The sequence below is a fragment of the Nocardia terpenica genome (genome assembly GCF_013186535.1).
Lineage (GTDB): Bacteria > Actinomycetota > Actinomycetes > Mycobacteriales > Mycobacteriaceae > Nocardia > Nocardia terpenica.
This window is the reverse complement of sequence record NZ_JABMCZ010000001.1, coordinates 1,705,305-1,720,343: the sequence shown is the minus strand read 5'-3', so window position 1 is coordinate 1,720,343 and position 15,039 is coordinate 1,705,305. Positions and strand designations below refer to the sequence as shown.

At 70.0% G+C, this 15,039-nt stretch carries 13 protein-coding genes; 10 read left to right on the top strand and 3 right to left on the bottom strand.

Features of this window, described 5'->3' with window-relative positions; genetic code table 11:
* Nucleotides 1-136: 136 nt before the first annotated feature.
* On the bottom strand, nt 137-1,237 hold the full coding sequence (gene gcvT / locus HPY32_RS07930) for a glycine cleavage system aminomethyltransferase GcvT (RefSeq protein WP_067596111.1): 1,101 nt from the start codon (nt 1,235-1,237) through the stop codon (nt 137-139).
* A 43-nt stretch (nt 1,238-1,280) separates the two neighbouring features.
* Here gcvT and HPY32_RS07925 point away from each other — a divergent pair, with 43 nt between their 5' ends.
* Nucleotides 1,281-2,789 carry a leucyl aminopeptidase gene (locus tag HPY32_RS07925; protein ID WP_067591895.1) on the top strand — a complete coding sequence of 503 codons (1,509 nt, stop codon included), beginning with the start codon at nt 1,281-1,283 and terminating at the stop codon, nt 2,787-2,789.
* A gap of 7 nt (nt 2,790-2,796) precedes the next feature.
* Here the strand turns inward: HPY32_RS07925 and HPY32_RS07920 are convergent, their stop codons facing one another.
* Nucleotides 2,797-3,147: an oxidoreductase gene (locus HPY32_RS07920; RefSeq protein ID WP_067591898.1), complete on the bottom strand. Its 351-nt coding sequence runs from the start codon at nt 3,145-3,147 to the stop codon at nt 2,797-2,799.
* 258 nt (nt 3,148-3,405) lie between these two features.
* On the opposite strand from HPY32_RS07920, the gene sucB reads away from it, so the two are divergent.
* The 8 genes from sucB to HPY32_RS07880 all read left to right on the top strand — a co-directional run bounded on the left by sucB (nt 3,406) and on the right by HPY32_RS07880 (nt 12,823).
* On the top strand, nt 3,406-5,184 hold the full coding sequence (sucB, locus tag HPY32_RS07915; protein ID WP_171982752.1) for a 2-oxoglutarate dehydrogenase, E2 component, dihydrolipoamide succinyltransferase: 1,779 nt from the start codon (nt 3,406-3,408) through the stop codon (nt 5,182-5,184).
* A 10-nt stretch (nt 5,185-5,194) separates the two neighbouring features.
* A complete protein-coding gene (locus HPY32_RS07910; protein ID WP_067591901.1) occupies nt 5,195-6,094 on the top strand; it encodes a TIGR01777 family oxidoreductase in 900 nt (299 codons plus the stop codon).
* Between the two features lie 90 nt (nt 6,095-6,184).
* Complete coding sequence (locus tag HPY32_RS07905; RefSeq protein WP_231951793.1) at nt 6,185-6,715, top strand: GNAT family N-acetyltransferase; 531 nt, start codon at nt 6,185-6,187, stop codon at nt 6,713-6,715.
* Nucleotides 6,712-7,503, top strand: a complete 792-nt coding sequence (gene lipB / locus HPY32_RS07900; protein WP_067591904.1) for a lipoyl(octanoyl) transferase LipB — start codon at nt 6,712-6,714, stop codon at nt 7,501-7,503. The genes HPY32_RS07905 and lipB overlap by 4 nt, the downstream gene beginning before the upstream one ends.
* 21 nt (nt 7,504-7,524) lie before the next feature.
* Nucleotides 7,525-8,580: a lipoyl synthase gene (gene lipA, locus HPY32_RS07895; RefSeq protein ID WP_067591907.1), complete on the top strand. Its 1,056-nt coding sequence runs from the start codon at nt 7,525-7,527 to the stop codon at nt 8,578-8,580.
* A gap of 154 nt (nt 8,581-8,734) precedes the next feature.
* Nucleotides 8,735-10,936: an elongation factor G-like protein EF-G2 gene (locus tag HPY32_RS07890; protein WP_067591910.1), complete on the top strand. Its 2,202-nt coding sequence runs from the start codon at nt 8,735-8,737 to the stop codon at nt 10,934-10,936.
* A gap of 24 nt (nt 10,937-10,960) precedes the next feature.
* Entirely contained in the window at nt 10,961-11,704 is a 744-nt protein-coding gene (locus HPY32_RS07885; RefSeq protein ID WP_067591913.1) for a DUF4191 domain-containing protein, read from the top strand.
* Nucleotides 11,705-11,968: 264 nt separating this feature from the next.
* Complete coding sequence (locus tag HPY32_RS07880) at nt 11,969-12,823, top strand: C1 family peptidase (protein ID WP_082871630.1); 855 nt, start codon at nt 11,969-11,971, stop codon at nt 12,821-12,823.
* 62 nt (nt 12,824-12,885) lie between these two features.
* Here the strand turns inward: HPY32_RS07880 and HPY32_RS07875 are convergent, their stop codons facing one another.
* The gene (locus HPY32_RS07875; RefSeq protein WP_067596114.1) at nt 12,886-13,344 is read right to left on the bottom strand and encodes an RDD family protein; all 459 of its coding nucleotides are present in this window, start codon (nt 13,342-13,344) and stop codon (nt 12,886-12,888) included.
* 255 nt (nt 13,345-13,599) lie between these two features.
* On the opposite strand from HPY32_RS07875, the gene glnA reads away from it, so the two are divergent.
* A complete protein-coding gene (glnA, locus tag HPY32_RS07870; protein ID WP_067591916.1) occupies nt 13,600-15,036 on the top strand; it encodes a type I glutamate--ammonia ligase in 1,437 nt (478 codons plus the stop codon).
* Nucleotides 15,037-15,039 lie beyond the last annotated feature (3 nt).

Sequence of the window (15,039 nt, the reverse complement as noted above, 5' to 3'; positions counted from 1 at the left end):
CGCCCCACCCCACCGCCGCGGCCCTCATGGTCCCGGCGGCCCAGCCCCCATGGTCCCGGCGTGCTTTTGGCCGGGACCTCACCGATGATTCCGGCCAAAAGCACGCCGGAATCACTGGTGGGCCGGGCAACTGCGATCAAGAAGTACGCGCAGTAACGAACGGCGGCCGAACAATCTCCGCGCGCAACCGTCGCCCGCGCACGTCGACCTCGACCTGGTCACCCGGCTCCAGCCCCGCGCCGGTGTCCAACAGCGCCAACGCGATTCCCACCTTCAGCGTGGGCGAGAAAGTGCCCGAGGTGGTTTCGCCGACGGTCTCGTCGCCGCGCAGCACGGCCTGGCCCGGGCGCAGCACGCCGCGATCGAGTCCCTTGAGGCCCATGAGGATTCGCCGCGGGCCCGCCGACTTCTCCTGCTCCAGTGCGGATTTGCCCCAGAACTCCGGCTTCTTCCAGCCGATCGCCCAGCCGCAGCGCGCCTGCAGCGGCGAGATGTCCAGCGACAGTTCGTGTCCGTGCAGCGGGTAGCCCATCTCGGTGCGCAGGGTGTCGCGCGCGCCCAGCCCGGCGGGCTGGCCACCGGCGGCCTTCACCCGCTCGATCAGCGCCCGGAACAGCGGGGCGGCGTCGTCCCAGCGCGGCAGCAGCTCGTAGCCGTGCTCGCCGGTGTAGCCGGTGCGGCACACCCGGACCGGGCGGCCCTCCCACTCGGCGTCGGCGTAGGCCATGTACTCCATGTCGGTCGGAAGACCCAGCGCGGTAAGCACTTCCGTGGACTTGATGCCCTGCACCGCGAACACCGCGTACTCCCGGTGCTGATCGGTGACGGTGATGCCCTCCGGCGCGACCTTGCGCAGCTCGGCCACCACGGCGGCGGTGTTGGCGGCGTTGGGCACCAGGAAGACCTCGTCGTCGCTCACGTAGTAGGCGATCAGGTCGTCGATCACCCCGCCCTCGGGCGTGCAGCACAGCGTGTACTGCGCCTTCCCCGGCCGGATCCGGCCCAGGTCGTTGGTCAGCGCCGCGTTGACGAACGCCGCCGCCCCCGGCCCCGCCACGGTCGCCTTTCCGAGGTGGCTCACGTCGAACACCCCGACGGTCTCGCGGACGGCGGTGTGCTCCGCCACCGTCCCGGCGTACGACACCGGCATCTCCCAGCCGCCGAACGGGGCGAACGACGCCCCCAGCTCGACGTGCACGTCATGAATCGGGCCCTGCAGCAAGTTCGTCTCGGTCACCCGAGGGAGCTTATCGGTGCCCGCGATCAGTAGCCTGGCACGCATGACAGCTGTAGCAGATCGTTCGCTCGGGCCGGAGCTGGCTCGTACGGTGACCATCGGGACGGATGCCGATGTGCTCGTGGTGGGACTCGTCACCACCGACGACGGGGTGGCGCTGGCGCCGAGCGACGAGTTCACCGACGTGCTGGGCACGGATCTGCGGGCGGCGCTGACGGAGCGGTTACGAGCGGTCGGGGCGAAGGGCAAGGGCGAAGAGCTGACCCGGATTCCGGCGCCCGAGGGGCTCGGGGTCACCAGCGTGCTCGCGGTCGGGCTGGGCGCGGCCGACAAGGTCGACGCCGAGCAGATCCGCAAGTCCGCGGGCGTGGCGAGCCGGGCGCTGACGGGCGTCGGCACCGCGGTGACCACGCTGTCCGGGCTGGACCTGGGCGCCGCGGCCGAGGGATTCTACCTGGGCGCGTACAACTTCCCGGTGTTCCGGTCGGACAAGTCCGCGCCGAAGCCGGACGAACGGCCGGTGCGGCGGATCGAATTCCTGGTCCCCGAACCGGATTTCGGCGAGGAGGCGCTGTTTCGCGCGCAGGCGGTCGCCGAGGCCGTCGCCACCACCCGCGATTTCGTGAACACCCCGCCCAGCCACCTGTACCCGGCCGAATTCGCCGCGCGCGCACAGCAATTGGCCGAGGCCGCCGGGCTCGAGGTCGAGGTGCTCGACGAGAAGGCGCTCGCCGCAGCCGGTTACGGCGGCATCGTGGGCGTCGGCAAGGGCTCCTCGCGCCCGCCGCGGCTGATCCGCATCACCTACCGCGGCGGCGCCAAGAAGGTGGCGCTGGTGGGCAAGGGCATCACCTTCGACACCGGCGGCATCTCCATCAAGCCCGCCGCCAATATGGAGAACATGACCTCGGACATGGCCGGCGCCGCCGCGGTCATCGCCACCGTGCTGCTGGCGGCGCGGCTGAGCCTGCCGATCACGGTCACCGCGACCGTGCCGATGGCCGAGAACATGCCCTCGGACACCGCGCAGCGGCCCGGCGACGTGCTCACCCAGTACGGCGGCATCACCGTCGAGGTGATCAACACCGACGCCGAGGGCCGGCTCATCCTGGCCGACGCCATGGTCCGCGCGAGCGAGGACGACCCCGACTACCTCATCGATGTCGCGACCCTGACCGGCGCGCAGCTGGTGGCGCTGGGCACGCGCACCCCCGGCGTGATGGGCACCGAGGAGTTCCGCGACCGCGTCGCGCGCATCTCCCAGCAGGTCGGCGAGAACGCCTGGGCCATGCCGCTGCCCGCGGAGCTGCGCGCCGACCTCAACTCCAAGGTCGCCGACCTGGCCAATGTCTCCCCGCACCGCCACGGCGGCATGCTGGTGGCCGGGCTGTACCTGAAGGAGTTCGTGCCCGAGGGCGTGCAGTGGGCGCACCTGGACGTGGCGGGCCCGGCCTACAACACCGGCGGCCCGTTCGGCTACATCGGCAAGGGCGGCACCGGCGTTCCGGTCCGCACCCTGATCGCGGTCCTGGACGACATCGCCGCGGAGTAGCGGCGGCTCAGTCGCCGTCGCGCAGATCGTTCTCCAGCGCCCGTCGCCGCTCGATGCGGCGGCGGGCGTCGTGGTCTCGCATGCGCTGCGGATAGCCGGTGCGCCGGACGTCGTAGACGGGGATGCCGAGCCAGCCCGACAACCGCTGCGCGCCGCGCTCACCGACCACCCGCCTGGTCCATTCGCCGTCCGCGGCCACCAGAACGACTGTGACATCTGTCACAGTCGTTCGCGGCTCCACATAGGCCTCGACGCCGACGTGGGTGCGCACCCACGCGGTCAGATGATCCGCGTCGGCGGCCTCGACACCGCCGGGCGCACGGCCGACCGTCTGGCGGAAACGATCCAGCAAACCCATCCCCGCCCACCTCCTGTTCCGACACCGGACACGCTCGGACCCGGTCCATCGATACTGCCAGCAGCGCACACCGACCCGCCCTGTGCCACGCATCGCAACGACGAGTGCAAGGATGGATACCCGGAACATGAACCCAAACGGATCTCCGGTGCCACAGAGTGTTCGGTGGCGTGTAGGACATTCGCCGCGACCGCGGTGGGCGCCCGCCGGGAGACGAACTGTTGTAGACCCGTCGAGCAGTTAGAGGAGTCAACGGACATGGCCTTCTCCGTCCAGATGCCAGCTCTTGGTGAGAGCGTCACCGAGGGCACTGTGACCAGGTGGCTGAAGCAGGAAGGAGACACGGTCGAGGTCGACGAGCCCCTGCTCGAGGTGTCCACCGACAAGGTCGACACCGAGATCCCGTCGCCGGCGGCCGGTGTGCTCACCAAGATCGTGGCCAAGGAGGACGACGTCGTCGAGGTCGGCGGCGAGCTGGGCGTGATCGGCGAGGCCGGCGAGGCCCCCGCTCCCGCGGCCGCCCCCGCCCCCGAGGCCGCCGCCCCCGAGTCGGCCCCCGCACAGGCACCCGCCCAGCAACAGCCCGCCCCGGCCCCGCAGCCGAGCGCGCCCGCGCCGCAGCCCGCCGCGGCGCAGCAGTCCGACGCGGCCTCCGGCACCTCGGTGAAGATGCCCGAGCTCGGCGAGTCCGTCACCGAGGGCACCGTCACCCGCTGGCTGAAGCAGGTCGGCGACCAGGTCGCGGTCGACGAGCCGCTGCTCGAGGTCTCCACCGACAAGGTCGACACCGAGATCCCGTCGCCGGTGGCCGGTACCCTGCTGGAGATCACCGCGCAGGAGGACGACGTCGTCGCCGTCGGCGGCCAGCTCGGCGTCATCGGCAGCGGCTCCCCTGCTGCCGCTCCGGCCCCGGCCCCGGCCCCGGCGCCCGCGCCCGCCCCGGAACCCGCGCCCGCTCCGGCCGCCGCGGCACCGGCTCCCGCGCCCGCCCCGGCCCCCGCTCCGGCTGCTCCCGCCCCGGCACCGGCCCCCGCCCCGGCCCCCAAGCCCGCGCCCGCCCCGGCGGCCGCGTCCGGCAACGGCGAGGCCCCGTATGTGACCCCGCTGGTGCGAAAGTTGGCCGCGGAGAACAACGTCGACCTGTCCCGGGTCCAGGGCTCGGGCGTCGGTGGCCGCATCCGCAAGCAGGATGTGCTGGCCGCCGCCGAGACCACCAAGGCCCCGGCCGCCGCACCGGCGGCGTCGGCTCCGGCCGCTCCCGCCGCCGCGCCGAGTGCTCCCGCCGCGCCCGCCGGGGTGCGCCCGCAGCTGCAGGCGCTGCGCGGCACCACCCAGAAGGTCAACCGCATCCGCCAGATCACCGCGGCCAAGACCATGGAGTCGCTGCGGACCACCGCGCAGCTGACCCAGACCCACGAGGTCGACGTCACCAGGATCGCGGCGCTGCGGGCCAAGGCCAAGGACGCGTTCCGCGAGCGCGAGGGCGTCAACCTGACGTTCCTGCCGTTCTTCGCCAAGGCCGCGGTCGAGGCGCTGGGCGTGCACCCGAACGTCAACGCCTCCTACAACGAGGAGGCCAAGGAGATCAACTACCACTCGGCCGTCCACCTCGGCATCGCCGTGGACACCGAGCAGGGCCTGCTCTCCCCGGTCATCCACAATGCCAGCGATCTGTCGCTGGCCGGGCTGGCCCGCGCCATCGCCGATATCGCGGGCCGCGCCCGCACCGGCGGCCTGAAGCCGGACGAGCTGGCGGGCGGCACCTTCACCATCACCAATATCGGCAGCCAGGGCGCGCTGTTCGACACCCCGATCCTGCTGCCGCCGCAGTCGGCGATGCTGGGCACCGGCGCAATCGTCAAGCGGCCCATGGTGATCGCGGACAACGGCAACGAGTTCATCGGCATCCGCTCGATGTGCTACCTGCCGCTGACCTACGACCACCGGCTCATCGACGGCGCCGACGCCGGGCGCTTCGTCACCACCATCAAGCACCGGCTGGAGGAGGCCGCGTTCGAGGCGGACCTGGGTCTGTAGACCGCCCGACATGAAGGTCGTGATCGCCGGCTCGTCCGGGTTGATCGGAACGGCGCTGGTGGCGGCGCTGCGGCGGGACGGGCACGAGGTGACTCGCCTGGTCCGCCGGCCCGCCGCCGCCCGCGACGAGCTCACCTGGGATCCCGCCCACGCGCGGGTTCCCGAACGCGCCCTGCGCGGCGCGGACGCGGTGGTCAATCTGTGCGGCGCCGGGATCGGCCGTCGGCGCTGGAACGGCAGCTACAAGCAGGAGCTGCGGGACAGCCGGATCACGCCGACCGACGTGCTCGCCGGGGCCGTCGCCGCCGCGGGGGTGCCGACGCTGGTCAACGCCAGCGGCGTGCACTACTACGGCGGCGGCACCGGCGACCGGGTGGTCACCGAATCCGACTCGGCCGGAACGGGATTCCTGGGCACGCTGTGCCGCGACTGGGAGGCCGCCACCCGGCCCGCCGCCGAGGCGGGCGCGCGGGTGGTGCTGCTGCGCAGCGCGGTCGTGCTGGCCCGGCACGGCGGCATGCTGAGCATGCTGCACCCGCTGTACTTCCTGGGCCTGGGCGGTCGGCTCGGCAACGGCCGCCAGTACCTGCCGTGGATCTCGCTCGCCGACGAGATCGGCGCCATCCAGTTCGCCCTCGCTCGCGACACCGTGCGCGGCCCGGTCAATATGACCGGGCCCGCCCCGGTGACCAATGCCGAATTCAGCCGAGCCCTCGCCCGCACCCTGCACCGCCCCGATGCCCTGGTGGTGCCCGCCTTCGCGCTGCGCGCCCTGATCGGCGAGTTCGCCCAGGAGGCGATCCTGCACGGCCCGCGCGCGATTCCGACCGTCCTCGAGGCGGCCGGTTATGCCTTCACCCATTCCACGGTCGGGCAAGCCCTGGCCGCCGCCCTGGGCGACGGACGCTGAGTTCGCCACTGTCCCAGGCACACAGTGACGCACGCCTCGTCCGCGGGCGGTCGTTGGACGACGAACCGTCCGGCCGGATATTTTTGCCGCGTGAGTGAGAACGCGCCGGTGATCCGGGATGCCCGCGAGGACGATCTGCCCGAGATCCTCGCCATCCACAATGTCGCCATCGCCGAGACCACGGCGATCTGGGACACCGAGCCGGTCGACCTGGACGAGCGCCGGACCTGGTGGCGCCACCGCGTGGCCGCGGGCTACCCCGTCCTGGTCGCCGAGATCGACGGCGCGGTCGCGGGCTACGCGAGCTACGCGCAATGGCGGCCGAAATCGGGTTATCGCTTCAGCGTGGAACATTCGGTGTACATCGCCGACCGGTTCCAGCACCGCGGCGTGGGCTCGGCGCTGATGGCCGAGCTACTGGCGCGCGCGGCGGCGAGCGGCCGGGTGCACGCCATGATCGCCGTCATCGACTCCGCCAATGCGCCATCGATCAAGCTGCACGAGAAGTTCGGCTTCCGCATCGTCGGTGAGCTGCCGGAAGTCGGTCACAAGTTCGGCCGCTGGCTCGACCTGACGTTGATGCAGCGCGGCTTCGACAATGGCGTAACGTCGATATCGTGAGCGAGCTTGCCAGCGACCCCTCTTTATCGAGCGAGCCTACGAGCAAACCCTCCGTAGCCGTCGACTCCGCGCGTTACGACAACACCCCCGTTCTCATCGAGGAACTGGGCGTCGTCGACTACCACCGTGCCTGGGAGATCCAGCGCGGCATCGCCGCCGACCGCGCCGAGGGCCGCGGTCAGGACCGGCTGCTGCTGCTGGAGCACCCGCCCGTGTTCACCGCGGGCCGCCGCACCGAGCCGGAGGACATGCCCTGCGACGGCAGCCCGGTGGTGCCGGTCGACCGCGGCGGCAAGATCACCTGGCACGGCCCCGGCCAGCTGGTCGGCTACCCCATCGTGCGCCTGGCCGAACCGGTCGACGTGGTCGATTACGTGCGCCGGCTGGAAGAGGCGTTGATCACGGTGTGCCTCGGCCTCGGCGTCGAGTGCGGCCGCGTCGAGGGCCGCTCCGGGGTGTGGGTGCCCGCGAACGCCACCCAGCCCGAGCGCAAGGTCGCCGCGATCGGCGTGCGGGTGCAGCGCGGGGTCGCCCTGCACGGCATCTCGCTCAACTGCGATGCGGCGCTGGACGGCTTCCAGGCCATCGTGCCCTGCGGCATTCGCGACGCCGGGGTCACCACACTGAGCCGGGAACTGGGCCGCGAGGTCACCGTGGCCGAGGTGCGGCCGATGGTGGCGCGGGCCGTGATTCGCGCGCTGGACGGCGAACTGCCCGTCGCCGAGCACACTATCGCGCGCGTCACACCCGCCTTGGCCGGTGCCGGAGCACCCGCCAAGGCGGAATGACACGGGCGTAGCATCGTTCTGGTGACTTCCGTCGACACCCCGACATCGAAGAACGGCACGCCGCACACGGCTGCCGCACCGAACGGGCGCAAGCTGCTGCGCATCGAGGCCCGCAACGCGGAGACGCCGATCGAGCGCAAACCCCAGTGGATTCGCACCCGCGCCACCATGGGCCCGGAGTACTCCGAGCTCAAGGGCCTGGTGAAACGCGAAGGGCTGCACACGGTCTGCGAGGAAGCCGGCTGTCCGAACATCTTCGAGTGCTGGGAGGACCGCGAGGCCACCTTCCTGATCGGCGGCGACCAGTGCACCCGGCGCTGCGACTTCTGCCAGATCGACACCGGCAAACCCGCGGCACTCGACCGCGACGAGCCCCGCCGGGTCGCCGAGAGCGTGCAGGCGATGGGCCTGCGCTACTCCACGGTCACCGGCGTGGCCCGCGACGACCTCGAGGACGGCGGCGCCTGGCTGTACGCCGAGACCGTGCGCGCCATCAAGCGGCTCAACCCGCACACCGGCATCGAGCTGCTGATCCCGGACTTCAACGCGAACCCCGAACAGCTGGCCGAGGTGTTCTCCTCGCGCCCGGAGGTGCTCGCGCACAACGTGGAAACGGTGCCGCGCGTGTTCAAGCGGATCCGCCCGGCATTCCGCTACGAACGCTCGCTGGCGGTGATCACCGCGGCCCGCGCGGCCGGTCTGGTCACCAAGTCGAACCTGATCCTCGGCATGGGCGAGACGCCGGAGGAGGTCACCCAGGCCATGCGCGACCTGCACGACGCGGGCTGCGACATCCTCACCATCACCCAGTACCTGCGCCCCTCGCCGCGCCACCACCCGGTGGACCGCTGGGTCAAGCCGGAGGAGTTCGTCGAACACTCCCGCGTCGCAACCGAAATCGGCTTCGCCGGCGTGATGGCCGGACCGCTGGTGCGCTCCTCCTACCGCGCCGGTCGGCTCTACGCCCAGGCCCTCGCCCACCACGGCCGCGAACTGCCCGCCCAGATGGCGCATCTCGCCGAGGGCGGCACCGCCGCCCAGGAGGCCAGCTCGGTGCTGGCCCGCTTCGGTTCCTGAGGCTCGCTCCGCGCAACCGGCCCGATTCCGCCCGTCCGGCGTATACCGGGTCGGTTGCGGTGTGTCTCGGGATCTTTCGAATTGCTGACACATGGCGGTCCAGGGTGGGAAGCTCGGATGAACCGCACGTGTCGTACTCCGGGAGCGAGGACACATGGCCGAGAAAGCGAGTGCACCCGCAGGCGCCAACGGCAGAGTGCCGACGGCGGAGCGTCCCGAGGAGATCCGCAATGTGGTGCTGGTGGGCCACAGCGGCTCCGGGAAGACCACACTGGTGGAGGCGCTCGCCGTCGCCACCGGGGCGGTGACCCGGGCCGGGCGGGTCGAGGACGGCACCTGCGTGTCGGACTACGACGATATCGAGCAGCGACAACATCGCTCCGTCCAGTTGTCGGTGGTGCCGATCTTCTGGGACGGAATCAAGATCAACCTGGTGGACACGCCCGGGTATGCGGATTTCGTCGGCGAGCTGAGGGCCGGTCTGCGAGCAGCGGACGCGGCCCTTTTCGTGGTATCCGCCGCGGCGGGCGCCGCGGGTGTCGGCGGGCAGACGCTGGCGCTGTGGGAGGAGTGCGCGGCGGTGGGCATGCCGCGCGCCCTGGTGATCACCCACCTCGACGCCGCCCGCGCCGACTTCGACGAGATGGCCCGCACCTGCCGCGAGATCCTCGGCGGCGGCGCGTCGGAAAGCATGCTGCCGCTGCACCTTCCGGTGTACGGGCCCAAGGGCGGCGACGGCCACCGCCCGGTGGCCGGTCTCATCGACCTGCTCACCCAGAAGGTGTTCGACTACTCCGCCGGCGAGCACACCCGCACCGAGACGACCGACGAGCAGGCCGCCCTGATCGACGAGGCGCGCGCCCGGCTCATCGAGGGCATCATCGCCGAGAGCGAAGACGAAACCCTGATGGACCGCTACCTCGAGGGTCAGGAGATCGACCTCGCCACGCTGGTCCCCGATCTGGAGCGGGCCGTCGCGCGCGGCACCTTCCACCCCGTCCTCATCGCCGCCCCGCCCCCGGAGGGCGCGCGCGAGGGCCTGGGCATGGTGGAGGTGCTGGAGCTGATCACACGCGGATTCCCCACGCCCGCAGAGCATTCCGTCTCGGCGACCGGCTCGTCGGAGGGGGCGGCGCCCGCTCCCCTGGCCTGCGATCCGCGGGGCCCGCTGGCGGCGGAGGTGATCCGCACCGCCTCCGACCCGTACGTCGGGCGGCTGTCGCTGGTGCGGGTGTTCTCCGGCACGCTGCGCCCGGACGAAACGGTGCACGTATGCGGGCACGGCCCCGACGAGGACCGCAATCACGATCTCGACGAACGGGTGGGCGCGGTATCGGCGCCGTTCGGCAAGCAGCAGCGCCCGCTCGGCCAGGCCATCGCCGGCGACATCGCCTGCGTCACCAAGCTCGGGCACGCCGAGACCGGCGACACGCTGTCGGCCAAGGACACCCCGCTGCTGATCGAGCCGTGGCCGATCCCGGAACCGTTGCTGCCCGTCGCGATTCGCGCGCACGGCAAGGCCGACGAGGACAAGCTCTCGCTGGCCCTGAGCCGCCTGATGACCGAGGACCCGACGGTGCGCCTGGAGCAGAACGGCCAGACCCACCAGCTGGTGCTGTGGTGCCTGGGCGAGGCGCATCGCGAGGTCGCCCTGGAGCGGCTGCGGTCGCGGTTCGGGGTGCAGGTGGACGTGGTCGATCATCGGGTGGCGCTGCGCGAGACCTTCGCCGGGACCGCGACCGGGCGCGGGCGGCACGTGAAACAGTCCGGCGGCCACGGCCAGTACGCCATCTGCGAGATCGAGGTGTCGCCGCTGCCGGAGGGTTCGGGCATCGAATTCGTCGACAAGGTGGTGGGCGGAGTCGTTCCGCGCCAATTCATTCCGTCGGTGGAGAAGGGGGTGCGCGCCCAGGCGGCCCGCGGTGTGGTGGCCGGGTACCCGCTGGTGGACGTGCGGGTCACGCTGTACGACGGCAAGGCCCACTCGGTGGACTCCTCCGATGCCGCGTTCCAGACCGCGGGCGCGCTGGCGCTGCGCGAGGCGGCCACCGCCGCGCGGATCGCGCTGCTGGAACCGCTCGCCGAGGTGGCGGTGACGGTCGGCGACGACTACGTGGGCGCGGTGCTGTCGGATCTGTCCAGCCGCCGCGGCCGAGTGGTGGGCACCGAACCGGCCACCGCCGGGCGCACCGTCATTCGCGCCGAGGTCCCGGAGCTGGAGCTGAGCCGCTACGCCATCGACCTCCGCTCGCTGTCGCACGGCGCCGCCCAGTTCACCCGCACCTACATCCGGCACGAAGCGATGCCCGCCCCACTGGCCGATTCCATCCGAGCCCAGGCCAAGGCGTCGGCCTGACCGGCGACCGATATTCTGAAAGGCATGGCAGCAGGCAAGGGCGGTAAGCCGTCGAAGGAAGCGAAGGCCGCGGCGAGGGCGGCGCGCCGGCAGGCGTCGAAGGAGCGGCGTCAGCAGCTCTGGCAGGCGTTCCAGATGCAGCGCAAGGAAGACAAGCTGCTGCTGCCGTTGATGATCGGCGTCTTCGTCGGCATCACCGTGGTGTTGTTCGTTGTCGGCCTGTTCGTGCATCTGCAGTGGTTCCTGCTGCCGATCGGCCTGATCCTCGGCGCGCTGGTGGCCTTCATCGTCTTCGGCCGCCGGGTGCAGAAGAACGTGTACGCCAAGGCCGAGGGCCAGGCGGGCGCGGCCGCGTGGGTACTGGACAACCTCCAGGGCAAGTGGCGCGTCACCCAGGGCGTGGCCGCGACCACCCAGCTCGACGCCGTGCACCGGGCCATCGGCCTGCCGGGTGTCGTGCTGGTCGCGGAGGGTTCCCCGCAGCGGGTGAAATCGCTGCTGGCACAGGAGAAGAAGAAGACGGCCCGGCTGGTCGGCGACACCCCCATCTACGACATCGTCGTCGGCAACGACGAGGGCCAGGTGCCGCTGAAGGATCTGCAGCGCTTCCTCACCAAGCTCCCCCGCAATATCGACGCCAAGCGCATGGAACTCATCGAGGGTCGCCTGTCGGCCCTGGCGACGCGCGGCGGCCCGGCCCTGCCCAAGGGCCCGCTGCCCGCGGGCGCCAAGATGCGCGGCGTGCAGCGCACGATCCGCCGCCGCTGACGATCGATCCGACAAGGCCCACGCCCATCACGGGTGTGGGCCTTTTCGCTGCACGGTGTTCCAGGCACGGAAATACCGCCTGAATTCGGCGGGGAATTCTGGTGTCGCAGACGATGGTAACGGGTCCGGCACGAGTGTCCCATAACGGACACTTGAACACCCTTGCCGTTTACCGCGACGTGCCGAAACATTGATTCCGCCGGGAAAGAGTGCTCGAAAGAGTTCGCTCCGGTTGAAATCATCCTCCGCATCCAGGAGAAATCCATGCGTTACTCGTGTTTACCCGCGGCGGTGGCATTCGCCGTGGGAGTCGGAATCATGTCGGCGGGATTCGCGGGCGCGGATCCCGCCCCGCCCGGTGACCACGCCTACGGTCTCGACATACAGAACGCGCGCCAGGCCGAGGCGCGCGGCGACACCAGTTCCGGGGACGCGCTGCCGGTCCGCGTCGGCGCCGAGACGCCGCCGCCGACCTATTCGCTGCGCAACTACGCGCTGGCGCCGGGGAATCAGGGCCGCGTCGGATCGTGCGTGACGTGGGCGACCGGTTACTCCGGCTACGGAATCCTGATGAACGAGCAGAATATCGGCGGCGGCCCGATGGCGCCGATGTTCATCTACTCGCAGATCGCGCGCGGCAACGACCGGGGCACCTGGGCGTCGGTGGCGCTGCCGATGGAACAGCGTCAGGGCATCGATACCAAATCCGATTACTGGCAGGGCAGTTTCGATTACACCACCCAGCCCACCGATCAGGAGCGGGCGAATGCCGCGCACTTCAAACTGTCCGGCAACAAGGATCTGACCCGGGGAGATCGGATCACCAATATCGAGAAGGCGATCGCGTCCGGCCTGCCGGTACCGATCGGATTCGAGGTTCGGGAGAGCTTCGAGGGATTGAACAAGAACAATTCCTTCTACAATCCCTCCCCCGACGAGCGCACCCTGGGCGGCCACGAGGTGACGATCGTGGGCTACGGCAGCGACGGTGTCACCATCGAGAACTCGTGGGGCTCCGGCTGGGGCGACGACGGATTCTTCACCGCCCCTTGGTCGTTCATCACCGGCAACGATATCGTCGAGGTCCATTCGATGGGCCGACTGGTCACCGAGGAGTGATCACCCGCGCAATTCCTAGGTGAGGGATGTTCGGCTGGGGATCGACGCCAGCCGAACAGCCGCTAGCGCGAACGCAGCAGCGCCGTACCGGTGGCACGGTCGTGCATGCCGCGACCGTCGGAGTCGGTGAACAGCGCGGGCACCACGAAGACCAGCAGCACCTGCCGGGCCAGGGCGCGCACGATGCCCACCGTGGCGTCGGCGTCGATCCGGATCACCCGCATCCGCAGGAAGAACTGCCCCGGCGTGAAGCCGAACAGCGTCACGGTCACGACGCCGATCACGAACCACACCACCAGCGTCATGGTGTTCACCGACCCGCCGCGCACGATCAGCGCCGCGATGCCCATGGCGATGAACCAGTCCACGAACAGTGCGACGATGCGCCGCACCATCGGCGCCAGCGATCCGGCCCCGCTCTCCGGCAGCCCCAGCAGCTTGCCCGGATACTCCTCCGCCCCCGGCTCTCCGGGATCGCCCGCGTTCGGTCCGGACAACCAGGAGCCGGTGATTCGTGCCATGTGATCCAGCTTAGGCACCGCCGCCGGGTCGACCACGTCACACCCGGGCGGACTTTCCGCGATGTCCCCGCACGCTTGCCGGGCATTGATGGCAGGATATGCGTGCTGTCGGCATCGACCGGCGCCTCGCGCCGAGCGGTACGTGTAACACCGGCGAAACACGAGCTTGATTACGGGGAAACACCGCATCCATAGGTTCAGCGACTAACCCAGCAATCGGCACCTGGCTGGGAACCGATCCGTAAGGAGTACTAAGTGGCGTTCAGCACGGCCGACGAGGTCATCAAGTACATCAAGGAGGAGGACGTCGAGTACGTCGACATCCGATTCTGCGACCTCCCGGGTATCCAGCAGCACTTCTCGATCCCGGCCAAGGCGTTCACCGCGGACCTCGCGGAGGAGGGCCTGGCGTTCGACGGTTCTTCGGTGCGCGGCTTCCAGTCGATCGATGAGTCGGACATGCTGCTGCTGCCCGACTTCGAGACGGCTCGGATCGATCCGTTCCGTGCCGCGAAGACGCTGAACCTGAACTTCTTCGTGCACGACCCGTTCACCCGCGAGGCCTACAGCCGCGACCCGCGCAATATCGCGCGCAAGGCCGAGGAGTACCTGCGCTCCACCGGCATCGCCGACACCGCGTACTTCGGTCCCGAGGCGGAGTTCTACATCTTCGACTCGATCCGCTACGACTCGCAGATGAACGGCGCCTTCTACGAGATCGAGTCGATCTCCGGTTCCTGGAACACCGGTGCGGAGTTCAACCCGGACGGCACCCTCAACCGCGGCTACAAGGTGCGCAACAAGGGCGGCTACTTCCCGGTCGCGCCCTACGACCACTACGTCGACCTGCGCGACAAGATCTCGACCAACCTGCAGGACTCCGGTTTCGAGCTGGAGCGCGGCCACCACGAGGTGGGCACCGCCGGTCAGGCCGAGATCAACTACCGGTTCAACACCCTGCTGTCCGCGGCCGACGATCTGATGCTGTTCAAGTACATCGTGAAGAACACCGCGTGGGCCGAGGGCAAGACCGTCACCTTCATGCCGAAGCCGCTGTTCGGTGACAACGGTTCGGGCATGCACGTGCACCAGTCGCTGTGGAAGGACGGCAAGCCGCTGTTCCACGACGAGGCGGGTTACGGCGGCCTGTCGGATCTCGCGCGCTGGTACATCGGCGGCATCCTGCACCACGCGCCGTCGCTGCTGGCGTTCACCAACCCGACGGTGAACTCCTACCACCGCCTGGTGCCGGGCTTCGAGGCCCCGATCAACCTGGTGTACTCGCAGCGCAATCGCTCTGCGGCCGTGCGCATTCCGGTCACCGGCAACAACCCGAAGGCCAAGCGCATCGAGTTCCGCGCGCCGGACTCCTCGGGCAACCCGTACCTGGCCTTCGCCGCCATGCTGATGGCCGGCCTGGACGGCATCAAGAAGAAGATCGAGCCCGCCGCCCCGGTCGACAAGGACCTCTACGAGCTCCCGCCGGAGGAGGCCAAGAACATCGCGCAGGCCCCCACCAGCCTGGCCTCGGTCATCGACAGGCTCGAGCAGGACCACGAATACCTCACCGAGGGCAACGTCTTCACCGAGGACCTGATCGAGACCTGGATCCAGCTCAAGCGGGACAACGAGATCGCCCCGATCAACCTGCGCCCGCACCCGTACGAGTTCGAGCTGTACTACGACGTGTAAGTC

Bases quoted from the DNA above. Each gene is read 5' to 3' on its own strand.
- HPY32_RS07925 (WP_067591895.1), top strand. From the start codon at position 1,281: ATGACAGCTGTAGCAGATCGTTCGCTCGGGCCGGAGCTGGCTCGTACG.
- HPY32_RS07920 (WP_067591898.1), bottom strand. From the start codon at position 3,147: ATGGGTTTGCTGGATCGTTTCCGCCAGACGGTCGGCCGTGCGCCCGGC.
- sucB (WP_171982752.1), top strand. From the start codon at position 3,406: ATGGCCTTCTCCGTCCAGATGCCAGCTCTTGGTGAGAGCGTCACCGAG.
- HPY32_RS07910 (WP_067591901.1), top strand. From the start codon at position 5,195: ATGAAGGTCGTGATCGCCGGCTCGTCCGGGTTGATCGGAACGGCGCTG.
- HPY32_RS07890 (WP_067591910.1), top strand. From the start codon at position 8,735: ATGGCCGAGAAAGCGAGTGCACCCGCAGGCGCCAACGGCAGAGTGCCG.
- HPY32_RS07885 (WP_067591913.1), top strand. From the start codon at position 10,961: ATGGCAGCAGGCAAGGGCGGTAAGCCGTCGAAGGAAGCGAAGGCCGCG.
- HPY32_RS07880 (WP_082871630.1), top strand. From the start codon at position 11,969: ATGCGTTACTCGTGTTTACCCGCGGCGGTGGCATTCGCCGTGGGAGTC.
- HPY32_RS07875 (WP_067596114.1), bottom strand. From the start codon at position 13,344: ATGGCACGAATCACCGGCTCCTGGTTGTCCGGACCGAACGCGGGCGAT.